Source organism: Colwellia sp. C1TZA3, from assembly GCF_007954265.1.
In the GTDB taxonomy this organism is placed as follows: domain Bacteria; phylum Pseudomonadota; class Gammaproteobacteria; order Enterobacterales; family Alteromonadaceae; genus Cognaticolwellia.
This window is the reverse complement of sequence record NZ_VOLS01000004.1, coordinates 23,043-47,616: the sequence shown is the minus strand read 5'-3', so window position 1 is coordinate 47,616 and position 24,574 is coordinate 23,043. Positions and strand designations below refer to the sequence as shown.

The 24,574-nt window shown below is 36.3% G+C and carries 20 protein-coding genes and 1 pseudogene; 18 read left to right on the top strand and 3 right to left on the bottom strand.

Going from position 1 to position 24,574, the window contains the following annotated elements; all coding sequences use genetic code 11:
* Positions 1-19: 19 nt before the first annotated feature.
* The 6 genes and pseudogenes from ESZ39_RS02210 to trxC all read left to right on the top strand — a co-directional run bounded on the left by ESZ39_RS02210 (position 20) and on the right by trxC (position 5,845).
* Positions 20-502, top strand: coding sequence for a tRNA-uridine aminocarboxypropyltransferase (locus tag ESZ39_RS02210; RefSeq protein ID WP_146878164.1), 483 nt, complete (start codon positions 20-22; stop codon positions 500-502).
* 94 nt (positions 503-596) lie between these two features.
* Positions 597-806, top strand: a pseudogene (locus ESZ39_RS02205) (NYN domain-containing protein); the annotation flags it as partial.
* Between the two features lie 204 nt (positions 807-1,010).
* On the top strand, positions 1,011-1,724 hold the full coding sequence (locus ESZ39_RS02200) for a biotin/lipoate A/B protein ligase family protein (RefSeq protein WP_146878163.1): 714 nt from the start codon (positions 1,011-1,013) through the stop codon (positions 1,722-1,724).
* 533 nt (positions 1,725-2,257) lie between these two features.
* The gene (locus tag ESZ39_RS02195; RefSeq protein ID WP_146878162.1) at positions 2,258-3,199 is read left to right on the top strand and encodes a DUF1186 domain-containing protein; all 942 of its coding nucleotides are present in this window, start codon (positions 2,258-2,260) and stop codon (positions 3,197-3,199) included.
* A gap of 256 nt (positions 3,200-3,455) precedes the next feature.
* Positions 3,456-5,111, top strand: coding sequence for a B12-binding domain-containing radical SAM protein (locus tag ESZ39_RS02190; protein ID WP_146878161.1), 1,656 nt, complete (start codon positions 3,456-3,458; stop codon positions 5,109-5,111).
* A 287-nt stretch (positions 5,112-5,398) separates the two neighbouring features.
* Positions 5,399-5,845, top strand: a complete 447-nt coding sequence (trxC, locus tag ESZ39_RS02185) for a thioredoxin TrxC (RefSeq protein ID WP_146878160.1) — start codon at positions 5,399-5,401, stop codon at positions 5,843-5,845.
* Between the two features lie 315 nt (positions 5,846-6,160).
* On the opposite strand, the gene ESZ39_RS02180 is transcribed toward trxC, so the two are convergent.
* Positions 6,161-8,257, bottom strand: coding sequence for a S9 family peptidase (locus tag ESZ39_RS02180; RefSeq protein WP_146878203.1), 2,097 nt, complete (start codon positions 8,255-8,257; stop codon positions 6,161-6,163).
* A 779-nt stretch (positions 8,258-9,036) separates the two neighbouring features.
* Here ESZ39_RS02180 and ESZ39_RS02175 point away from each other — a divergent pair.
* From ESZ39_RS02175 to ESZ39_RS02125, 11 genes are all read left to right on the top strand, one after another.
* The gene (locus tag ESZ39_RS02175; protein ID WP_146878159.1) at positions 9,037-9,267 is read left to right on the top strand and encodes a DUF904 domain-containing protein; all 231 of its coding nucleotides are present in this window, start codon (positions 9,037-9,039) and stop codon (positions 9,265-9,267) included.
* Entirely contained in the window at positions 9,267-9,548 is a 282-nt protein-coding gene (locus ESZ39_RS02170; protein WP_146878158.1) for a cell division protein ZapA, read from the top strand. Before ESZ39_RS02175 ends, ESZ39_RS02170 begins: the two co-directional genes overlap by 1 nt.
* 147 nt (positions 9,549-9,695) lie before the next feature.
* Positions 9,696-10,415: a septum site-determining protein MinC gene (gene minC, locus ESZ39_RS02165; protein WP_146878157.1), complete on the top strand. Its 720-nt coding sequence runs from the start codon at positions 9,696-9,698 to the stop codon at positions 10,413-10,415.
* 28 nt (positions 10,416-10,443) lie between these two features.
* Complete coding sequence (gene minD, locus ESZ39_RS02160; protein WP_146878156.1) at positions 10,444-11,253, top strand: septum site-determining protein MinD; 810 nt, start codon at positions 10,444-10,446, stop codon at positions 11,251-11,253.
* A gap of 1 nt (position 11,254) precedes the next feature.
* Positions 11,255-11,533 (top strand): cell division topological specificity factor MinE, encoded by a 279-nt coding sequence (gene minE / locus ESZ39_RS02155; RefSeq protein WP_146878155.1) that lies wholly within the window; start codon positions 11,255-11,257, stop codon positions 11,531-11,533.
* A 431-nt stretch (positions 11,534-11,964) separates the two neighbouring features.
* Positions 11,965-12,372, top strand: coding sequence for a TlpA family protein disulfide reductase (locus ESZ39_RS02150; protein ID WP_223270201.1), 408 nt, complete (start codon positions 11,965-11,967; stop codon positions 12,370-12,372).
* Between the two features lie 65 nt (positions 12,373-12,437).
* Positions 12,438-13,565, top strand: coding sequence for a M14-type cytosolic carboxypeptidase (locus tag ESZ39_RS02145; protein WP_146878153.1), 1,128 nt, complete (start codon positions 12,438-12,440; stop codon positions 13,563-13,565).
* Positions 13,566-13,837: 272 nt separating this feature from the next.
* Entirely contained in the window at positions 13,838-15,334 is a 1,497-nt protein-coding gene (locus ESZ39_RS02140) for an alanine/glycine:cation symporter family protein (protein ID WP_146878152.1), read from the top strand.
* 77 nt (positions 15,335-15,411) lie between these two features.
* Positions 15,412-15,741, top strand: coding sequence for a hypothetical protein (locus ESZ39_RS02135; protein ID WP_146878151.1), 330 nt, complete (start codon positions 15,412-15,414; stop codon positions 15,739-15,741).
* A 25-nt stretch (positions 15,742-15,766) separates the two neighbouring features.
* Positions 15,767-16,051 (top strand): YeaC family protein, encoded by a 285-nt coding sequence (locus ESZ39_RS02130; protein WP_146878150.1) that lies wholly within the window; start codon positions 15,767-15,769, stop codon positions 16,049-16,051.
* Positions 16,048-18,909: a DUF349 domain-containing protein gene (locus ESZ39_RS02125; protein ID WP_146878149.1), complete on the top strand. Its 2,862-nt coding sequence runs from the start codon at positions 16,048-16,050 to the stop codon at positions 18,907-18,909. The genes ESZ39_RS02130 and ESZ39_RS02125 overlap by 4 nt, the downstream gene beginning before the upstream one ends.
* Before the next feature lie 629 nt (positions 18,910-19,538).
* On the opposite strand, the gene ansA is transcribed toward ESZ39_RS02125, so the two are convergent.
* Both ansA and sppA read right to left on the bottom strand, forming a co-directional pair.
* A complete protein-coding gene (ansA, locus tag ESZ39_RS02120) occupies positions 19,539-20,543 on the bottom strand; it encodes an asparaginase (protein WP_146878148.1) in 1,005 nt (334 codons plus the stop codon).
* Positions 20,544-21,075: 532 nt separating this feature from the next.
* The gene (gene sppA, locus ESZ39_RS02115) at positions 21,076-22,938 is read right to left on the bottom strand and encodes a signal peptide peptidase SppA (protein ID WP_146878147.1); all 1,863 of its coding nucleotides are present in this window, start codon (positions 22,936-22,938) and stop codon (positions 21,076-21,078) included.
* Between the two features lie 341 nt (positions 22,939-23,279).
* Here sppA and ESZ39_RS02110 point away from each other — a divergent pair, with 341 nt between their 5' ends.
* Positions 23,280-23,828, top strand: coding sequence for a nitroreductase family protein (locus ESZ39_RS02110; RefSeq protein WP_146878146.1), 549 nt, complete (start codon positions 23,280-23,282; stop codon positions 23,826-23,828).
* The last annotated feature ends 746 nt before the right edge of the window (positions 23,829-24,574 follow it).

Here is a 24,574-nt window from a genome sequence, read left to right as displayed (position 1 = left end):
AGCGGAATAAGACATAAAAATGAAAATATTTTTACTGACACATGAGCGTGAATTGCACAGAGCAACTAACACTGGCTCTCTTGCTATAGAAAATGCTAATAATATTGTTGAACGTATACTCTGGGAAAGAGTGAAACCAAATAAAGACCTTGTTCAACTAATAGAAAATAATGAGGCGGTATTATTATATTCAAAAAGCGAGTTATCGCTGGATGCACCATGGGTCAAAACATCGTCAGTAAAAATTGAAGCATATGAAAACATCATTATTATTGATAGCACATGGCAGGAATCAAAAAAAATTTTCAATCAAAGCGCTTATTTAAAAAATGCACCACAATACACTTTTAAAACCGTAAGGGATTCTTTATATAAACTTAGAGCTAATCAACCAAAAGGCGGTCTATGCACTATCGAATGTATAATCGAAGTATTAAGACTTAAAGGACAAAATAAAATGGCAGCAGAATTATCATTAAAGTTTGAGCAATTTAATGGCTAAAAACTTAACTTAACAAAAAAAATTGAACATAAGCAGAAGATCACAGTTGCTTAGGTATTACTCTGGTTTTTAGCCAACACGTTCCTCCTCCGTCATAGATACTAAAATAGACATCATATGTTCTGAACTTGCTCGTTATAGTGTTGTTAATATTTTCTAAGCTTACGGAAACTGGAAAATACCAAGCATTAAACTTTGGGAAGACGTGTTTGATGAATTCGTTATTCAACCAATTGAGCAATTTGATTTAACCAAAAGCAAAAATGCCACTGACATTGCACTTTTTATCGGTGCAATGGCTATCCGCTAGACCGAAAACATTGACACTTGTTAACCAATGCGTTGAGATAAACGAGCAGGAGAGAGGCACTATAGATACTGCTAAAACCATTAATAGTTAAGGCTACAGATTAACCGATAGCTAGTTTTATAACGGCTTTATATTACTCATGATAGAGTGATATAAAGTTTTATTTATTTATTTATTCAATTAATGTAGATTGTCATCATGAGTAAGAGTCGAAAAAAATTACTGTACTATAGCAATACCACAGTGGCGCGAGTGTTTACCAAAGAGAGCGAATTAATTGCCCAAATGCAGGCGGCAGAACTCACGCAATGTTTACTATTATGGCAAGCTAAAGAGTCAACATTGGTATTACCCGCAGGCAACAAATGGCCAGAATCTCACGCTCTTAAAGCGGGATTACTCACCCACGGTTGGCAGTTATATTCACGTAGAACTGGTGGTGCACCCGTACCACAATGTCAGGGTATTATTAACTTATCTCACTTGTACTTATGGTCAAGCGAAACACCATATTCTATCCGCCAAGCCTATGAAAATTTGTGCTCTGTACTGAGTGATTTTTTGAAAAAATTTGGTTTAACTAGCCAAACGCATGCCACGCAATTTTCCTATTGTGACGGTGACTACAATCTGAATATTAATGGCAAAAAAATTATTGGCACGGCGCAGCGTGTTATCTTACAAAAAGGTGGTGGAAAAATTGTGCTTGCACAGGCATTTATCTTAATTGATGTGTTGTTAGAAGAAATAATTAAGCCCGTAAACTTGTGTTACACCTTGTGTGATAAAAAAGAGCGAGTGGTCGCGGATGTTCACACCACACTCTTCTCACATATTACCCAGCGACCAACAGTTGACAGTATCTATCAACTGTTAACCTCAGCTTTTGTTGATAGTAAGCTGTATAAATAGCAGTTGAAATAACTTGGACACCTATAGTTATTTAGGTAGATTAACATTGACCAAATATAGTTTTTTTGGGTAAATCACCTAATCATTTACTCGATAGTAACTTTCTAAAAGTACTGTAAAACATCACTATTTTTCTAAAAAAACGACATGAAGCACGAAGGTTTACAAGATGTTCTTCATTTTAATTAGCGCAAGTGTTGGAATTAAACTCTTCTTAGCTAAACTCGATGCAACGAAACGAGAAAAATCTGAACGTTATAGTGACGAATCAAATGAAAATTGGCTTGGATCTGATGCTTTGCATGGTAACGGCAATAGGAAGTGTTTAAGATACCCTTATTATTATTTAAATTGCCTGTTTTTATTTACCTTAAAAAGCCAGCTACCGTGTTGCATTCAATCCTAATAGTCCACTATCAGTCAATAATGTCTCTTGTAGTTAACATTTTAACCTTATTGAAATCTACGTACTTTGAATGGTCATAACATTCGACATTTGCCACTCATCATTGATTATTTAACGCGGAACTTACATGAATTTAGAACAAGCTTTATTAGTAATAACTAATGCACACGGCAACGAAATACCTGTTGCAGGGCTAGAAGTGGCTAAAAAAAATTGGTCGGAATTTTATACTGAATTAGAGCGAGTAATAGATCAATTTATTACAAATGATAGTTCGCTAAACGATGAGCAAAAAGCCATTTTATTTTTTGGTACGTTATTATTAGCAGAATTAAAATATTCACCTGCATTGCCAAAGTGCTTGCAGATGTTTTCGCGCGGTGATTCGTTTTTAACGGCCATTGAAGATGTATTTGGTGATGCGGTCACTGAATTAACACCAACCTTATTTTATAATGTCGCCTATGGTAATACACAAGCATTGTCTGACTATATTGTTGATGGTCATCAAGCAATGTATTGCAAAGCATCTGCTATGGAAGCGGTATTTGCTCAATACGAAGTGGGGACTATTGATAAGGCTGAATTAGGTGAACATGTCACTTTATGGCTAGCAGCATTTTTGGCTTTACCAAGTGAAACCAATAGTTTTTTAATTAGTGCATTAGCCGACTATTGTCTGCAATATCAATTAGATGATTTTAAAAGTCAGTTTACTGATTTATGTGATAAAGACTTATTTGATGAAGACCGCTTTAGTCAAGATGAAGTAAAAGCGTGGGATAGGGCTGATGCACCTAAGTTGATTGAGTCTGGTACCATTGAAACAGAGTTTAATCTTGTTGACACTTTAAATTCCTGGGCTGCCGATGACTATCCTAGCTCAGACGACGAGTTTGATGTATTTGACTCATTAATGGGTGAAGGCGGTTTATTGTCTAATATTTTGTACGACGAAAATACAATTTTAGAGCACAGCGTACCTGTCAGTTCATTACCGACAGTTGGCCGCAATGAGCCTTGCCCGTGTGGCAGTGGCAAGAAATATAAGAAATGTTGTTTACAATAGAACAACAAGTCGGAATAGCCAAAATAATGACATGGACATCCACTCTATAATATCTAGCTAAGGTGCTTAAAGCACCATTGCTCTGCTAAATAAAGCGATAGGGCTAACAATGGTTTGAAGGTTACTGGTTATTTTTAATTAATATTAGTGTTCTAGCTAAACTGCCAAATAAGATTGCTGAATAACGTCAGCAATCACAATATAATTGCGGCACTATCATCAAAGATATTTAATCAAAGGTATTTAAAAAAGCAGTATGGCAGAGCAAATAAATTATCCCAAATTAACCGTTACCCAGGTTCATCTAACTGAAGACCATACTTCAGATGCGATAAAACCTGATGCAATAAAAAAGTGTACCCAGGTTGCTCAGCAAAATAGTTATGAAATAAATAAAGCCGCGCCTAAAATCGTGCTTGCTACGCTTAACGCTAAATACTTTCACACCAGTTTTGGTTTGCGTTACCTTTACGCCAATTTAAAAGAATTAAAGAGTTGTTGTGAAATAAAAGAATTCATTATTCAAACTCGTGCCATTGATATTGTTGAACAAATACTCGAGTCAAAACCTGATATTGTTGGTTTTGGGGTCTATATTTGGAACATTGTTGAAACCACCGATGTGGTTAGCCTGTTAAAAGTGATCGCGCCTGAAATTAAAATTATTTTAGGTGGGCCTGAAGTCAGCTATGAAACTGAGCAGCAAGTTATTGTTGCTAGTGCCGATTATGTATTGACTGGGCCGGCGGACTTAAGTTTTTATCAACTGTGTAAAGACATTATAAACGAGGCGCCACTGGATAAAAAAATTCTTAATTCGAAACCTGTTGAGTTAAAAGAGTTAGCATCACCTTATCAGTATTACACCGATGAAGATTTAACCCACCGTTTGTTGTATGTTGAAGCGTCGCGTGGTTGTCCGTTTAAGTGCGAATTTTGTCTATCGTCTTTAGACAAAACCTCGGTGCCATTTGAGATAGAGCTATTTCTTGAGCAAATGGACGTTCTGTATCAGCGTGGTGCGCGTAACTTTAAATTTATCGATAGAACCTTTAATTTAAACATTAACACCACGATGCGAATTATGCAGTTTTTCTTAGACCGAATGACTGACAATCTTTATCTGCATTTTGAAGTGGTACCTGATCATCTGCCTAGAAAGTTAAAAGAGCTGTTAGCTCTGTTTCCAGAAGGCAGTTTGCAATTTGAAATTGGTATACAAACCTTTAATACCCAAGTTCAAAAAAATATTAGTCGTAAGCAAAACAACGCGAAGTCGAAAGACAATTTAATCTGGTTAAAAGATAATACCCACGCCCATATTCATGCTGATCTTATTTTTGGTTTACCTGGCGAAACCTTCGAGAGCTTTAAAGACAGCTTTAATCAACTCTATCACTGTCGTCCACACGAAATTCAAATGGGTATATTGAAACGTTTGAAAGGTAGCCCGATCATTCGACATACCGAGGCATTTGATTTACGTTTTAATCCCTTGCCGCCGTTTAATATCTTAAGCACTGACCGGGTGAGTTTTACCACTATGCAACGGATCAACCGCTTTGCCCGCTACTGGGACATGATTGGTAATTCTGGGCGTTTTAAGTACGCTTTACCCCATATGTTATCGGATGAGCCTTTTGATGATTTTATGGCGATTACTGAGTGGATATTTAATAAAACCGGGCAAATTCATAAAATTAACCTGAAAAAGATGTTCGAGCTAATTTCACAAGCAGTAGAAGCTTTGTTTCTGGAAAAACATCAACTTGTTATCGAAAAAATTGAGTTAGATTACCAGGCAGCCAAATTAAAAAGCCTGTTTAGCAGCCTCAATCTTTATGCTGTGCCGCAGATAGAATCTGTGGTTAAGAATAAATCGTTACAGCGCCAACAACGTCATATGAGCTAATAACTAAAACTTAAAACTTAAAACTTAAAACTTAAAACTTAAAACTTTAGTCTGTACTTTCAACTATGTGGTTAATTTGAAAGCACAAATAAAAGATCCATTCTTTTATTTGTCGGCAAAGTGAATAATTAGCATGAGAAAATAACTTGTAAAAAACACGCTAATTTTTCTGTCATAAAAATCATTAATAAAATTGGATCACTTGAATTAAAACCAGCACAAGCCCATATTGGGACTTTATTTGCTATTTTTAAACGAATACTAAAACACTTTTACTGAGGTTTACTATGTCTGACTCACCTATTTTAATAGTTTGCGCAAGCTGCAGTACAAAAAATCGCCTAGCCAAAGACAAACTTAATAACAATCCTGTTTGTGGCAAGTGCGGAAAATCGGTGCTTTCAATAAGCCCCATTATGGCTAATGATAAAAACTTTAGCCGTTATGTTAACGACAATGATTTGCCGGTAGTGGTCGATTTCTGGGCAACATGGTGCGGGCCGTGTAAACAATTTGCACCCACATTTGAGCAGGTGGCAACTGAAATGGCTACTCAAGCTTGTTTTGTCAAGTTAGATACTGAACATAACCAAAATACCGCAGGTGGCTATAATATTCGTTCGATTCCCACTTTAATGATACTCCATCACGGTAAAGAAATCGCACGTATGTCAGGGGCTCTACCAAAAGCACAATTTACACAATGGCTAACGAAAAATTTACCTACGGCTTGAGGGCCTGATAACTAACGGTAAAGAGTTAAACAAAGCTCTTAAGATCAACTTTTAAGATTGAACCTTAAGAGCAGTGATGACCACTCCCTATATTGCCTTTTTCTACTGACATATTGTCGCCAGTAAGGTGAACATTAGCGGGAAAAAATTGGTTTGATAAAAACGTCTATTTTGTGATGGTTGTGACTATTCATTGGGCAGGAGTTATGGATATTCAGCAGTGAAAAAGTCTAACTTATGAAGAATAAGGTTAACAATTTATTTTGTTAACCTTATTCCGATAACCTTACTCAGTTAATTTTCTTCTGGTAATTTTTATTCTGCCAGTAAGGAGATAAAAAAGCTCATCTCCAAAGCACTTTCGTTTAAACGTTTAAAACGTCCTGATGCACCGCCATGGCCGGCGTCCATATCTGTTTTAAATACTAATAAGTTATTGTCTGTTTTAAGTTCTCGCAGTTTTGCTACCCACTTCATGGGTTCAAAGTATTGCACTTGTGAGTCATGCAAGCCCGTCGTTACGAGTATATTGGGGTAGTGCTGGGCGCTGATATTGTCAATAGGCGAATAAGCTAAAATATCCTGGTAGGCTTGTGCTTCGTTCGGGTTGCCCCATTCGTCATATTCATTGGTGGTTAGCGGTATGGTTTCATCGAGCATAGTCGTTAAGACATCTAAAAAGGGCACATGAGCGCCAATGCCTAAATATAACTCAGGTGCTTGGTTTGCTATAGCGCCCATTAATAAACCACCAGCACTACCGCCTGAGGCAAATATTTTATCTTTAGCGCCATAACCTTGTGCCACCAGTGCTTGAGTAACGTCAATAAAGTCGTTAAAGGTATTTTGTTTATCTGCCATTTTACCGGTTTCATACCATGCTCTTCCTAGCATCTCAGAGCCACGAACATGGGCGATAACGTAAACAAAACCTCGGTCAAGTAAACTTAAGGTTTGACTAGAAAAATTAGGATCAATAGTAATACCATAAGCGCCATAGCCGTATTGCAGTAGAGGATTAGTGCCATCTTTTTTAAAAGTATTGCGACGATAGACAATTGATACTGGCACAGCTACGCCATCACGTGCGCTAATAAATAACCGCTCTGATTGGTAATTTTCTTGCTTAAAGTCACCTAATACTTTTTGTTGTTTAAGCAGCTTTCGCTCACCGGTCGCTAAGTCAAACTCATATAAAGAGCCAGGGGTGGTTAAACTTGAATAATATAACCTTGCGATGGTACTTTCGGGCTCTGGATTATCACCTAAGCAAGCAAAATAACATGGGTCATCAAAAGATAGAGGATATTGATGACCTGCATTTTCACCGTGTGTGGTGTGAACTATAAAACGAATTTGACCATTTTCTCGTTCGGTGGCGACAATAAAGTGATGAAATAATTCAATACCTTCTAACAGCACATTTTTTCGGTGTGGAATAACTTCTTGCCAGTTATTTATATCATTAACCTGATCAACTGCCACCTTCATTAACCGAAAGTTTTTCGCTTGATAGTTGCTGACAATATAAAAGTGTTCAGCCATTTTATCAGCGTGGTATTCGTGTTGTGCTTGATATGGAAATAGCTCAACAAACTCGCCATCAGGCTCATCAGCACTTAGCGCTAAACAATGTGTTGATTCAGTGGCATGTAAACAGATATAAATTTGACTGTCATCTCTGCTCTTGTCTAAACTCATATAAAAACTATGGTCATCTTCTTCATAAACCAGCACATCATCAGACTGTGTTGTACCTAACTTATGACGATAAACTTGCGTACCTAATAAGGTTTCTAGATCTTTTTTTACATAGAATACGGTTTTATTGTCGTTAGCCCAAACAACTTCACCTTCAGTTTCAACAAGGATATCCGCTAAATAAGTATCTGGTGAATCGATAGCTTGGTTCAAATCTTTAAAGATAATGGTATAAATACGACGGCTGTCCGTGTCTTCAGAGATTGACATTAATTGATCATTAGGGCTTATCGACACATCACCTAAATCATAAAACTCATGGTCTTTGGCGCGCTGATTAACATCTAATAATAGGGTTTTGTTTTCACCAGCACAGCTGGTTGCTCGATAAAAATTTGAAAACTCTTGTTCGCCATTAATTTCGCTGTGATACCAATATTTACCGTCTTTTGTGGGCACGGTATTATCGTCTTTTACCACGCGTGCTTTTAGTTCTTGAAAAAGTAATTCCTGTAAAGGCTTTTGCTCGGCTAACATGGCATCAGCATAATTATTTTCATCATTGAGGTGTGTCAATATTTCTTCATCAATTCGCTGGTCATCGCGCATCCAATAATAGTTATCCACTCGTTGATGATGATGGTGTTCCATTTTATGCGGAATTTTTTTAGCTATTGGCGCAGTAATTTTTTTGTCTGGCGTATCTGACATAAATGATGATGTTGGCACTAAGTGCTCCTATTTAAATGATATTTTATGAGTTTTTTCGCTTAAAAATTTGATTAATGAGTTGACTATTTTTAATGGTTAAAATGAAAAAAAATCTAGGATATAAAATCTATAAGTAGAGTAACAACTTACTAAGTTTTATGTCTAGTATTTAGCCATTTCTGTAGATTAAAAGTAGTACACTTAGTTAATCAAACGGGTTTTATACCAAGTTGATTAATTACCTGCTCATTTTTAATGGTTAAAATGAATAACTACAGCGTTATAAAAAAGTCTGTTGAGCTTTTATACATTACGTTAATTAATTGGTTTAATAATATTTTTTGAACACTTTTTATCGAGATTTTTCTTAAAAACTTTTCTAAAGATAAGCGTCTTAACTGTTTGAGTAAGGTCGAATGTTACTTTACACTTTCAAATATAGCTAAAATCGCCATCTAACAGCTGATTTATCTCACCGATAAATCGATCATAAATTTTTAATACACACGAGGGTGTAAAATGAGAGTTCATGCCTTGAGTTGATTTTGCCATTGATCAATGTATTTAATACAATACAGAATAATTAGTTGCAACAGAGGTAATTGTTATTGTTTATTTTTACATCTAAATGTATGTTTTTTAGCCATAATCACTTGTACATCTTTGCTATTGATAATTGTTACATAAATTAAGCTAATAATTACGCTAAAGAGTAGCATTTTGTCTCACTTTAGATTAAGTTTGCCGCCTTTATTTACTACAGTTAACAAGAGCGCCTTATGTTAGAAAATACTCTCCCTCAACTCGAACAACTGATTGAACAGATCATTGAAAAAAATAACTTGCTAAAAAATCAAGTGACAGAACTAGAGCTGCAAAAATCAGTGCTAGCCGATGAAAACGAAATGTTGCAACTAGAAGCACTTGAAGGTGAAGAAAAACAAAAGCAAACAAATAGTGTATTAACTAGCCTACTAGGTAAATTACAAAGTGTAGAAGAGCTTAGTTAATGTTGGTTGAAGACTCCAAAGGGATCAGCATTGAAATTATGGGCAAACAACACCAGTTTTTTTGTCCGGCTGAACAAGTAGAGGATTTAAAGCAAGCAGCAAACAACCTTGCTGCGATGTGTGATGACATTAGAAAACAAAAGGGTACGGCTAGCAGTGAGCGTGCTTTATTGGTGGCGTCAGTTAATTTAAGTTATTCATTACTCATGGCAAATAATAAAATTAAGCTCTCTCAAGACGAGCAAGAGGCTTTAATTTTAAAACTGAAAAGCGCGTTATAAGATTTTAATTTTTCAGTATTACTGCTATCTATTGGTAAAATAACAGTAATACTGGTGATTTTGTGTCAAGTTGCATTATATTTAGTTGCATTTATCAGGTAAATTGCAGCTAGATACATAGCGTTTTTATTTAGGAGCACCTTCATTATGGCTGATGCAAGCATTGAATTTAAAGGGTCAAGTTTTACCCTTTCTGTTTTACATTTAAGAACGTCAAAATTAGCGAATATTCGTGCTGATTTAATAAAAAAAGTTGCTCAAGCCCCCGATTTTTTTTACCTAGTTCCTGTTGTGGTCAATATCGAAAAACTTATGGCGGCCATTGATTATCAAGCGCTAAAAACATTAATCGAAGAATTCAATTTTACTTTTGTTGGTTTCACTGGTGATGTAGCGACAGAGCAACGCAAACTTATTCGTGAACTTGGTTTTTCTTTTGTTAACACCACAAAAGTGAGTACCGCACAAAAAGCGGCTATTGCACAAGAAAGTGTTACAACAGAGGTTGCAAAAATAGTCGCTAGTACTGAATGTCATCTATACACTGATAAAGTCCACCGAGGTCAAATTCGTTCTGGTCAGCAACTTTATGCTAAAGATCAAAACTTAGTGGTTATTGGCTCAGTTTCAGCCGGTGCTGAAGTGATTGCCGACGGTAATATTCATGTTTATGGTTCATTGCGTGGTCGAGCAATTGCTGGTGCAAAAGGCCATCATAAAGCGCAAATATATTGCCAAAATCTTGAAGCTGAACTGGTCTCTATTAACGGTAACTATTGGCTAAGCGAGTCAATGGAGCAACATTGGGGCTCACCAGCATTTATACATTTGACTGACAGTGAATTAACGTCATCAAAACTTATTTAATTTCTAACTCATAAAGGATATTTGTTCTATGGCACGCATAATAGTAGTTACATCAGGCAAAGGTGGTGTTGGTAAAACAACTTCAAGTGCTGCCATTGGTATTGGCTTAGCATTAAAAGGTCATAAAGTTGTTTTAATTGATTTTGATATTGGTCTGCGAAACCTTGACTTAATCATGGGTTGTGAACGTCGTGTTGTTTACGACTTTGTTAATGTTATTAACGGTGAAGCAACTTTAAATCAAGCACTTATTAAAGATAAACGCGTTAGCAGTTTATCTATATTACCAGCGTCACAAACGCGTGATAAAGACGCATTAAATAAAGAAAACGTTGGCAAAGTGTTGGAAGAGCTTGGCAAAACTTTTGATTACATCATTTGTGATTCGCCTGCAGGTATTGAAGCGGGCGCGATGATGGCACTTTATTTTGCTGATGAAGCTATAGTAACTACCAATCCTGAAGTATCATCGGTACGTGATTCTGATCGAATTTTAGGTATGTTAGCGAGTCGTTCACGCAGAGCAGAGCTGGGTTTAGAGCCGATAAAAGAGCATTTATTATTGACACGTTATTCACCTAAACGAGTAGAAGAAGGTGAAATGCTCAGTGTTGAGGACGTGGTAGATATTCTCTCAATACCACTATTAGGTGTTATTCCAGAATCACAATCTGTACTTAAAGCATCAAATGCCGGTGAGCCAGTAATTTTAGATGTTGAAAGTGATGCCGGTAAAGCTTATCAGGATGTTATAGACCGTTTATTAGGTGAGACAGTTGAGTTTAGATTTTTAGTTGCCGAGAAAAAAGGCATTTTCAGTCGTATGTTTGGAGGATAACATGGCCCTATTAGATTATTTTTTACAGAAAAAAGAAAAGCAGGTCACAACCGCTTCTAAAGCCAAAGAGCGTCTGCAAATAATTGTCGCACATGAGCGTAATAGTCGAAATAAACAGCCGGACTATTTACCGCAATTGACTGAGGACATTCTTAACGTTTTGCGTAAATATATTAAAGTATCAGATGAAAGTTTTTCGATAAGTCTTGATAAAAAAGACGGCGATTTAAATGTCTTAGAACTCAATATTGAATTACATGATGAACAAAATACAGACTAAATTTTATTGATTTTTTGGCTGTAACATAACAATAAAGTGAATAAAGTGAATAAAGTAGCGCTTTAATTTTTTGTGGCTCTGTCACTTAGTCAATGATTGTTAAGATATAAACAGGCGAGTAATCTAAAAGCAGCAGATAAATAACTATAAAGCCATAAATGGCAATGCACGATGATGATCATGAAGTAGCGTTTTGTTGGGCAAAAGTTATTATACTGGTGCTAAGTCTCTTTTTTGATATGAAAATCTCAAGTATTACGTGCAGTCAGTGATATTTTAATTATTAAGATGAACAAAAAAATAACTAAACCGGTCTTAATTATTACGATGTAAATTTTTTGGATGTTATTCTTTTGTTGCGCAGCTTATTAATACAAGTAGTGGTTTTTTTATTCATTTTCAATGCTATCTCGATGTTGCGAGAAACCAGCATGCTGTCTACTAGTGCAGATGTTGTGCCTGCCAAACACCAATTAAAAACCTTGATGCATAATGATATAACGTTGCAAGCTAGCGGTAAAAAGACCATTGTTTATTTTTTTGCACCTTGGTGTCAGGTATGTAACTTTAGTATTGATAATTTGCAAAATGTTTATCAAAAAAATCCTGAAATAAATGTTATCGCTGTTGCGTTAGACTTTATTGATGTTGATGAAGTTAAAAAATTCACCAATAATCATCAATTAACCTTTCCAGTTGCGCTAGGGAATGAGTCAGTAAAAGCGGATTTTCAAGTCATAGGTTATCCAAGTTATTATGTATTAAATGAAGAAAATACCATTATTGCTCGTTCTCTTGGCTATTCTTCTGAAATTGGTCTGTATTTAAGGAGTCTTTAGTCTTCTGATCTTTTACGGCTTTGTGTACACTAAGGCCATCAAAACAACAATGAGCAGAATGCCTTATGCAAATTTCCGCAAACTTCGACTCAGGTAATATCGATGTTATCTCAGCACAAGACCCAAGTAATATTCAACTAGCCATTAAAAAAGATCACCAATCAGAATTTTACCAATGGTTTCACTTTAAGCTTCATAATACAGACCATAGTGAACATGTCATGCATTTAACCAATGCAGGTAAGTCGGCTTATGTTGACGGTTGGAAAAATTATCAAGCCGTTGCGTCCTATGATCGCCAACATTGGTTTCGTGTCCCAACAGAATTTGATGGTGAAAATCTTACTATTACTTTCACACCAGAATATGATGCGACTTATTTTGCGTACTTTGCACCTTATAGTTATGAGCGCCATCAAGATTTAATCCACAGTGCACAATTAGATATTGATTGTCAGTTACAGGTCTTGGGTCAAACACTCGATGGTCGTGATATTTCGGTATTAAAAGTAGGTGAAGAGGGTGAAGGCAAAAAAGTTATTTGGTTAACTGCACGTCAACATCCGGGCGAATCGATGGCCGAATGGTTTATGGAAGGTTTTATTGATCGCTTATTAGATGAAGATGACGGTGTTGCGCGCTCTTTATTAAACAGTGCGGTATTTTATTTAGTACCTAATATGAATCCTGATGGCTCAGCTCGCGGCCATCTGCGTACAAATGCCAAAGGTGTTAATTTAAACCGTGAATGGCAAACGCCATCAATGGAAAATAGTCCTGAAGTTTATCTTGTGCGTGAAAAAATGCTTTCTACAGGTGTAGATATGCATTTAGATATACATGGTGATGAAGCCTTACCTTTTAATTTTGTTGCTGGTAGTGAAGGTGTTCCTTCATATAACGAGCGTATTAAAGCGCTTGAAGACAAATTCAAAAGTGTGCTTTTAGCTATAACACCAGAATTTCAAGATGATAAAGGTTACGATAAAGACGCACCTGGACAAGCTAACTTAACGGTTGCGGCTAACTGGGTGGGTGAACAGTTTAAATGTTTAGCCTATACCGTTGAAATGCCATTTAAAGACAATGATTTATTACCCGACTATAGTGTCGGTTGGTCAGATGAGCGTAGTAGCTTATTTGGACGAGAATTTTTAACGGCAATTTACCACGTGGTGGGCGATTTACGCTAGTTGTCAATGATGACATAGAACTGTAACCGACCCACATTTACAATGTAAATTCAGCATTAAGTCAGGTAATAAGAGCAAAGTGCAATATAGATTAAGTGTTATGCCCTTATACTGTATTGCACAGTTTTTTGTCCCAAACAAAACTTAAGTGCATACATTGATGTATGCACTTAATGTTATTTTTCTAGTTTAGTTCGCTAAAAGCAAGTGGTTCTGGTATATATTGCACCGCAAAATAACTTTAAAAAAATAATAATTATCAGGAGTCTAGGATGCAAGAAATTGTTAATATCATTAATGGCTATATTTGGAGCCCATATTTAATTTATCTTTGTTTGGGAACGGGTGTTTTCTTCTCTATTTTAACGCGTTTTGTACAAATACGTCATTTTCGTGAAATGTTTCGTTTATTACTCTCAGGTAAAAGCTCAGAAAAAGGCATTTCCTCATTTCAAGCACTCGCTGTTTCGTTATCTGGGCGTGTAGGCACAGGTAATATTGCCGGTGTTGCCGCGGCTATTGGTTTTGGTGGCCCCGGTGCTGTATTTTGGATGTGGGTTGTGGCATTTTTAGGTGCGGCTACTGCTTATATCGAATCAACCAATGCACAAATATACAAAGAAGAAGAAGATGGTCAATACCGTGGTGGTCCAGCGTATTATATAGAAAAAGCGTTAGGTCAAAAATGGTATGCGTGGATATTTGCCTTAGCTACAATTCTAGCTTGTGGTGTACTTTTACCGGTTGTGCAATCAAATGGTATTGGTGATGCTATGGTCAATGTCTTTGGCGGCGGTGGCACGGTTAACTCTTTCATGGGTGATTTACCCTTAACCAAAGTTTATAGTGCGGTATTTATTGTTTTATTGCTTGGTTTTATTATTTTTGGTGGTGTTAAACGCATAGCCAACTTTACCCAAGTTGTTGTCCCTTTTATGGCGTTAGCGTACATTATAATCGCCTGTTCAATCATTGCTTTGCATATTGATCAATTACCAGGCATTTTTATGTTGATTATCACTGATGCATTCACGCCTATGGCTGGCTTTGGTGCGGCTATTGGTTGGGGTGTAAAACGTGGTGTTTACTCCAATGAAGCAGGTCAAGGTACTGGCCCTCATGCGGCTGCGGCTGCTGAAGTGGATCATCCGGCTCAACAAGGCTTAGTTCAAGCGTTTTCTGTTTATATTGATACGCTATTTGTTTGTTCTGCAACGGCATTTATGATTTTAATTACTAATTCTTATAATGTTATGCCTGAGGGGTCAACAAGCTTTATCGTGAAAAACTTAGCCAGTGATGTGGTTATTAGTGGTCCTGCTTTTACCCAGATTGCTGTGGATAGTGTATTAACTGGATTTGGCAAGCCATTTATCGCTATAGCCTTGTTTTTCTTTGCCTTTACTACTGTGCTAGCCTATTACTTTATTGCAGAAAACAACGTTTCTTACATCAATAAAACCATCAAAATGCCGATACTTAGATTTATACTTAAACTGGTACTTATGTCAGCGGTATTTTACGGTACAGTTGCCAAGCCTAGTGCGGCTTGGGGCTTAGGAGATATTGGTGTCGGTTTGATGGCTTGGTTAAATATTATTGGTATTATTGCCATTTTCTTTATGGCCAAACCAGCGATTAAAGCCTTAAAAGATTATGAAAGACAGCAAAAAGCCGGCGTAAAAACCTATACTTTTGATCCAAAAAGTCTGGAAATTACAAATGCTGACTTCTGGGAAAAGCGTTTAGAAGAACGAAATAAAAAATAAATCTTATTTAGTGCAAAAAAACGCCCGCAAGGGCGTTTTTTTTAGGTAAAATAAAGTATCGAAAAAGAGGTGTAAATATGGCTGTTATAAATTGCCCAAGTTGTAAGAAAAAAATTTCCGATAAAGCAAAATCGTGCGATCATTGTCAGCTAGATTTAACCGTGTTGGACGCAGATAAAATAGCGAGTTTAAAGCGTGTAGGTGTCGTGGCAAAATCGCAACAATTAATGAATCATTCTTTTATCGCTATGTTATTATTTTGTGGTGGTTTCTTATTTCTTTATTCGCAAGATGCTCAACCGGGTACTTGGCAATATGTTGTGGCTATTGCCAGCACAATCTTAGGCTTTATTCTATATCTTATCACCCGGGTCAGACTTATATTAACCAAGCGTAACCGATCATAATCAATATTACTTAAAAGAGAAATTCATGGATATCATTCAGTTAGTCGACAATATGTCAGAAGAAATGTATTTGCGTTTAAAGTGTGCCGCTGAAACTGGCAAATGGCCAGAAGGGACTCCGGTTGATAAAGAACAGCAGTTAAGCGCATTACAAATTACGATGGCTTATCAATCTAAACATTTAAATTCAGATCAAACGCTGTCTATTAGCCCTAAAGGTGAGATGATCATTAAAACAAAACATCAACTGCGTTCAGATTTTCCGCCAGCGTTAGATAGCAACGACATTGCTAGGTTTTCAGATCTATGATTTTCTCTAAATTCTTAAAAAAGAAATGGCAACATAAAAACGCGACAGTACGTGTTGAAGCGATTAACAACAGTTTATCAATTGATGAACCAGCGCAACGAGAGATTATTGCAGAACTTGTTAAAACTGACGACAATGAAAATGTTCGACGTGCAGGCTTGATAAAGCTTGCTAGCTTTCAATCTTGGTTAAGTAATAGCCAAGAAAACACCATGGCGAAAATAAAACAATATGCTACCGACAAAGTAACCGCTATTTTAATGGATCAAGATGCCATTAAAGTTTCTCAGCAAGAAAAACTTAGCTATATTGCCAAGCACAAACATTATAGCTTGTATGAAAACTGGTTGAAAATTACTGAAGATGCTGACTTGACCATTGCGTTATTCGAAAAGCTTGCCAATAAAACGCAAACGAATGAGCAAAACAATAAGCCAGCATTAAAGCCTCAGTTATTGCTTAACCTCTTTGCTCAAAAGCAAAATGCACAGGTTCAACAATATATTATTGAAAAAGTCGCTGACGTAGATACCTTAGAAAAGCTAAAGAAAAAATCACAGCAGACTGAGATAACACAGCAACTAACAGAAAAAATTGCTCAGTTGCAGTTTGCTATTGAACAACCGATAGCATTACGCAAAAAAGTAAATTTAGTTTTAGCTAAGCTCCAAGCACTTAAAGATCAATACGAGTACCAAGATTATCTTAATAAACGTGAGTTGCTAAGTATTGAATGGCAGACATTAGCGACTGAGTTTAGTTGTTTTAACGGCGCTGAAATAACAACCTTTAAAGACAAAAAATTAGCAATTTCAGCGCTACTCGATAAATTGTTTATCGCTAAAGCTGAGCAACATGCGCAAGCTGAAATTATTCGTGAGCTTAATGAAAAAAAACAGCAAGCGCGTATTCACTTTGATAAAACATTAACCGTTATTGATCAAACGTTAACCACCAGTATTTTTGAAAATGATAAAATTGAAGAGCAACAATATCAAACGCTATTCGATAAACTAACCAGCGAAATTATTGCCTCAGTGTTAGCTAAAAATGAGCAGAACGAATTTATTGCTAAAATTTGTCAACAACAAAAAAAGTTACAGCAACTACCAGAGATCGCAAAGTCGGTGAGTGAGGCAACGCATTTAATTTCAAAAATTTCTCAGTTAGCGTTACCAACAACGGCTGAAGAAATGGATGAACGACTACCGATTTATCAAACCTGGCTAATCGATTGGAATAATACTGAGAAAAACGCCTCAGGTACTTTACCTGATTCAATTAAAATTGCGGCAAATGAAATTCAGCGTAACTGGCGTCAAGTATTAAAACCTTTACAACAAGCACAAAAGCAAGAATTTTCCATAACACAGAAAAAACTCCATGATGTTAGAAGATTAATTTCTGCTGGAAAGTACAATGCAGCGTTTGGTGTTTTCAAAAAAGCTAAGCAATTATTTAATGCCTTAGCTGAACAGCAACAACACCGTATTCAAAAAGATTACGATTCACTCAGTGAAAAAATTGCCGAGTTAGCTGATTGGGAACGTTATATCGCCACACCACGCAAGCAGCAATTATTGGCGGACATGAAAGCGATTGTTGAAACACCACTGGATAATCCCAACGAACAGGCAGAGAAGGTTAAGCAATATCGTAAGACTTGGAATAGTTTGGGTCATGCCGACGATGACGCAGAAAAAACTTTAAATAATGAATTTAATCAACTATGTGAAACAGCTTTTACACCTTGTCGGCTGTTTTTTGCCGAGCAAGAAAAATTAAGAGCGCAGCACTTGATCACTCGCCAATCATTTGTTGAACAGGCAAAATTACTTAACGAGCAAGTAGTTCGTGCTATAGACACTGATGAAAAAAGTTCGGTCGTTGATTATAAAACTTTAGAAGTAGAATTAAACCAACTGATAAAACAATGGCAAAGTGCTGGCCAGGTTGATCGCGAAGTTTATCAAGACATTAATAACCAATTTAATCACACGTTACAGCCAATAAAATCTGCCATTAAAGTATTTCATCAAGAAAATAAAGGCTTAAAGCAGCAGCTTATTACTGACGCCGAAAAATTACTGGCGACAGAAGATGTTGTTAGCGCCGTTATGCAAGTTAAAGCCTTGCAGACACAATGGCGCAACATAGGTTATGCCGGACCAAAAGTAGAAAATAAACTTTGGCAAAATTTTAGAAAAATTAATGATGATATTTTTGCTAAGCGAGCACAACAAAATGTACTGGAAAAATCAGCGACTACCGCTAGGGCTGCAGAGTTAGAAAGTGCCTTAAAAACATTAGCAGCAGAATATTCTCAAGCGACACAATTAAATGACTTGCAGAAATTTGAGCAAGCATTACAAATATTAGCCAAAGATGTTGCGCAACAAAAGCCAAAAATGTTGAATCTTGAAAAACAAATTAGCGCTAAAGAAAAAACTATTGTTCAGAAAATTGTTGATTTCAAACTCACTGATGAAAAACGTCAATGGGGATATTTATTTTTAACCCTCGAAGAAAGTATTAACAATGAACAAAGTTTTACTGAACAGAAAGAGTATTTACAGCTAACAGCTTTTTGGCAGAAAAAGTTAAAAGAATTAGCAAATAACACCACACATTTTAACAGAGAAGATGCGACGTTAGAGCTTGAAATTTTATCAGGGAATTCTTCGCCAAGTAATTTACAACAACGCCGTATGGCAGTGCAAGTCAGTTTGATGCAAGCACAAATGTCGTCAGGCACAGCTATTGATTTACCGGCCAAGTTTTCTCAGTGGTTAATGTTAGGAAAATTTTCCCAACAAGATCTTGGTTTATTAGAAAGAATAAAACCTATCTTTCAATAAGGTAGTTTTATAGTCGAGCTCTAAAATGACAACTATTAAAATCAGCAATTTATTGCTGATTTTTTCGCTCTATTCGAAAACACGGTTGTTATACCAAGTTGATTAATTACCTGTTCATTTTTAATGGTTAAAATGAATAACTACAGCGTTATAAAATTTATAAGGTGAATAGCTACTGACTAAATTTTATGCCTTGTATTTATCCATTTTTCCTCATGAAAAAGGTGATCACTTAATTAATCAAATTGGTATTAGATCATAACGTTTACGTTTACGATTTCAAGTGTTGGAGAAAGCATAAGCATGCGAGTCAAAATTTTTTACGGGTAATAATACCAGTTCCATTAAGTTTGTGATCTTGTTGTGCGCAGGAAAAATAACTCAAGGTAAGGCGCTCGATTGAGCAATAGCTGGCTATTGGGATTGAGAGCAACACAGCCTTGAGCTATTTTAACTAGTACAAGTGAGCAATAACTTAATGGGATTGGTATAATATAGCGTTGAGCTATTTTTTCGGTTCCACTTCGGTCCGTTAATCGTTAACCGCGCGAGCAATATCATGGGTCAAACGTCTAGAGCCAAATCAAATTTACTTGAGTCTATTTTTTATGGCTAATTATTGCCCGTGATTAACTTAATTCTCCACGTAAACTCACTTCTAGTAATTGGCAAATTTTTTCTTGGCTATAACCTTTACTCAGTAAATAATGTAACTTAGTTAATGTCGCTTCTAAAGTCATGTCATGACCACTAATAACGCCTATTTTACTCAGCGCATTACCGGTTGCATAGCCTTTCATATTTACTGTGCCTTTAATGCATTGACTACAATTAACCACTACAATGCCATCATCATTGGCTTGCTTTAAACAATCTAACATTGCCTGATTTTGTGGCGCATTACCGACACCATAGCTACGAATTATGAGTGCCTTTACCGGTTGTTTAATAATATTTTTAATCAGTTCAACTGATATGCCAGGATATAAATGCACAACACCAATAGGTTGGGGCGTAATTTGCGCTAACGTTAACGGTTGAGATACTGGCGTTGAAATTTTTCCTTCAATTAACTTAATGTTAATACCAGCCTCAAGTAAAGGTGGTAAATTTGGCGAATCAAAAGCATTAAAGCCATCAGCATAAGCTTTTATACTGCGATTTCCCCGCAAAAGCTTATTATTAAAATATAAGCCCACTTCATTAATAGGGAAGTTAGCGGCAATGTATAATGAATTTAGCAGGTTTACTTGTCCGTCAGAACGTAATTGACTAAAAGGAATTTGCGAGCCTGTAACAATGACTGGTTTAGTTAAATTTTCTAACATAAATGAAAGCGCAGAACTTGTATAAGCCATGGTGTCTGTGCCATGCAATACCACAAAACCGTCATACTCCTCATAATTTTTTTTGATATCATCAGCAATATGTTGCCAATCTGAGGGTGACATATTTGATGAATCAATTAATGGATCATATTCATTAATGGTAAATTCTGGCATTTCTTCACGATGAAAATCAGGTACTTTCATTATCGCGTCAGTTAAATGTTGTTTCTGCGGAATATAACCATTTTCGCTTGGCTTCATACCAATGGTGCCACCGGTATAAGCGATATATATGCGTTTTCTCATAGCTTAAGTCTTAATATAGAAATTGGCATAAGTAAGGAGTGCCAACAAAGTGATGAAATTGCTCGAGATTATAACACAAAGCAGGCCAGCAAAACGCTGAGCTAGCGATAAAAAAGCCTCGATATTTCGAGGCTACTTATACCAAGTTGATTAATTACCTGCTCATTTTTAAGGGTTAAAATGAATAACGACAGCGTTATAAAATTTATAAGGTGAATAACTACTGACTAAATTTTATGCCTTGTATTTGTCCATTTTTCCTCATGAAAAAGGTGATCACTTAGTTAATCAAATTGGTATTAGACCAATCTGATTAATTATCTGATCATTTCACCTGGCTAAAACAACCCACTACGGCGTTATTTATTTACTCATTATCGCTGCATTGATGCAGTTTATTAGACAATGCAGGCGCCTATTATTCTGAACAACAAGTTATTGAAATAAATACCTTATATTGTGTCGTTTTTCCTGTGTATAAAGTAGACCATCTAATTAATCAAATTGGCATTATGTTGTTTAAGTTAAAACATTATTCAATGTCACAGGCGAGGCAAAATGAATAAATACCTTGCGGATCATTTAATTGCGCTAGTTGCTTAAGTTCAAGCGACAGTGTACTAATAAGGCTAGTGAGCGTATTTTCACTGTAATAGCTGTTTGTTGGCTGACCAAACAATATCAACGCCTGCCCAAGTAAACTTTGTAATAGCAGCGCACGGGGACTTTTCTCTTTTTCAATTAACAGCTTATCGTAATCTTCTAAGTTTGCTAGTTCGGCTGCTGCTTCAATAGCGTTGTCAAGGTTGCCCAACGCGTCAACTAAACCAAGTTCCAAGGCTTTTGACCCTGACCATACACGGCCTTGAGCGATTGCGTCAACTTGCTCAGTTGTCATATTTCGATTATTTGCCACCAATTCAATAAAGTCACGATAACCCCGTTCGATATTTAATTGTATAATATTAGCCATACCTGGGGTTAATTCACGTGTGATGCCAAAACCAGCAATATCTGTGGTACCAACACCATCGGTATGAATACCTAATTTACTTAAAGTATTTTCAAAGGTCATAAAAAAACCAAATATGCCAATTGAACCAGTAATAGTGGTGGGTGATGCATAAATTTTATCAGCAGGGGCAGATATCCAATAACCCCCTGATGCGGCATAAGTTCCCATTGAAGCAACCACAGGTTTGCCAGCTGCTTTTAATAATTCGACTTCTTGGCGGATAATTTCTGAAGCGTATGCGCTACCACCGGGGCTGTCGACACGAAGTACCACGGCTTTAACGCTTTTATTGTCACGTGCTTCACGTAATAAAGCAGCGGTACTTGTGCCACCAATGGTACCAGGTTTTTGGTTACCGGCTAAAATTGTGCCTTTAGCTACGATAACCGCAATCTTATTTTCATTGAGACTTTCCATCGAGGTGTTCGCGTTGATCAGGGTTAAATAATCATTAAAAGCGATATTTTTATAACCTTTATTGCCGTCACTACCAATAACATTGATCAAGTCTTGCTGCACCTGTTCTCGTGTTTTTAAGGCATCAACCCAGTTATTAGCTAAAGCATATTCGGCAACATTACCATTAGCTGCTTTTAGTTTGGTGACTAAGACATCAATGTTTTCATCAAAGTTACTGACTGCAAAGTTACGTTGTTGGGCAACATCAATTTTATATTGCTGCCAAAGATCGCTCAACCATACTTGGTTAGCTTCTTTAGCCGCGGCTGACATATTGTCGCGAATGTAGGGTTCAACCGCTGATTTATATGTGCCAACGCGAAAAATATGCTGACTAATTGCAAGCTTTTCTAAAGCAGACTTAAAGTACAGTTGATAACGTCCATAACCGTCTAATAACATCCAGCCTTTAGGATTAAGCCAAATGTCATCGGCATAACTGGCCAAGTAATACTGGTTTTGGCTGTATTGCTCACCAATAGCGATTATTTTTTTACCCTGACTTTTAAATTGTGTTAATGCTTTGGCTATATCACTTAGTTTGGTAATGCCTGAGCCTTGCATGTTTTCTAGATCTAGCACTATCGCACTAATGCGCTCGTCAGTTTCTGCATGTTTAATCACTGATAATATATCAGTGATTAATACTTCAGTGGCGGTATCAGGTTGCTCAAGTGCTTCGCTAATAAAAGCGTCCATTGGATCAATATCATGTTTTTGTTCAACAATATCACCACGTATATTCAATATTAGCGCTGATCCTGGTTTAACGGTAATATTTTTTTCATCACGAGTAATAGCGATAATAAAAATTAATAGCACAGTAAAAAACACTAAATTAATAATGATTTTTCGCGAGGTATTGAGCAAGCTAAATAGCCCTAAGGTTATTCTTGCTATCGTACTTTTTTTTTCTTTCATAAAACGCTGTCTATCGTTTGCTTTAATATTAGATAACCATATGCTACTGAAAATTGCCTCGTTTAAGTAGTCGTAAATGTAAATATTTTTGTCTTTTAGATAATTGAAAGAAATTATGGCCAATCACGTTCTACTGTTGATATATTGCTGATCCGATTTATAAGCTGTTTCGTATATAAAATAAGATAAAACGATTAACTTGTATGATTTTAATGGAAAATAAGTTTTAATGTACGCGATAACAAAGAGATAGCATTTAAACGTACTAATACTGGTTGAACATTAAACAGCCTACTATTGATTAAGTCATAAAGAACAAAACAACAGGAATCTACAGTTTTATGAACGTTTTGGAGTTTTTACATACTCGTCAGTCTAACCCTAATTTACATGGCAATAGCCCTGATGAGCAGGTTATTAATGATATTATTAAGGCTGGTATGCGTGTTCCTGACCATGCAGGTTTAACACCATGGCGATTTACCATCGTTAAAGATGAAGGGCTGACAAAGTTAAGCAAAGCGTTCAAATCAGCGGTTGTTAGTGATGGTGGCGATGAAGTTAAAATAGAGAAAGCGGCTAAAATGCCTTTTCGTGCGCCTTTAATTATCGTTATTAGTACTAAGTTTCATCAACACGTTAAAGTGCCTAAGCAAGAACAGCTAATCGCAGCAGGGTGTGCAGCGCACGCAATGCAGATGGCAGCAACGACCTTAAATCTAGGCGCTATGTGGCGCACCGGTGAAATGAGTTATCACCCTTTAGTCAAAGCGCGTCTAAATATTGAGCTACATGAGGAAATTGTTGGCTTTATTTATATTGGTGAAAAGTCAAAAGAATTACCGATGAAAAAAATCCGAGAATTTGAAGATTACGTTAGCTATTTTTAGTTTACGTACTTATTAATGTTTGTCGAGTAAGCGCTTAGGCAAGCAGTTAATGAACAGCCTTATTGATATGCTAAACAACCAAGCTGTTTTTATTTTTAGTAATAAAGTGTAAATAGCTTTTAATACCTTATACATTAAATCTTACACCGCTTTCATTAATGTCATTGTTGACTATTCTTATCAAATCACAGAAACATCCTATTTCTTCTCCTAGGGTAGTTATAACAATCCCACTAATTTTATGATCATTTCTATCGATAAAAATAACGACTGACTAAATTTTATGCCTTGTATTGGGCTGTTTTCTCTGCATATAAAGTAGATCAGATAATCAATGAAACTGGTATTAAATCACCCGTTTTTTATCATATTGGCATCATTGCTTTTAGATTATCTTTCCAGTTAATTTAATCAGAATAAACCAAGCGTTAATTCTCTTACAGTAGACAATTACCGTTCATCAAAAAGGTTAAAATAGCATCTAATGTTGGTAAAAATGTATTTCTAGGCTTGTTTAAATTGATTTAAGTGATTTTAACGTAAACCGCTTTATGTCTAAATTCACTGCAATATACTGTCATTTTTTCATACTGTCATTTTTTCAGCAGATAATGTTAGTTAATGTCAAGTTCACCCCGAACTACATCGCTCTGTGCTTAATCGATATGATGGGTTACCTTTGAGATGTTTGATTGCTTTAAAAGCAGCCGCGAAAACATACTTCTAAAGTGTTAACTTCAACCTCT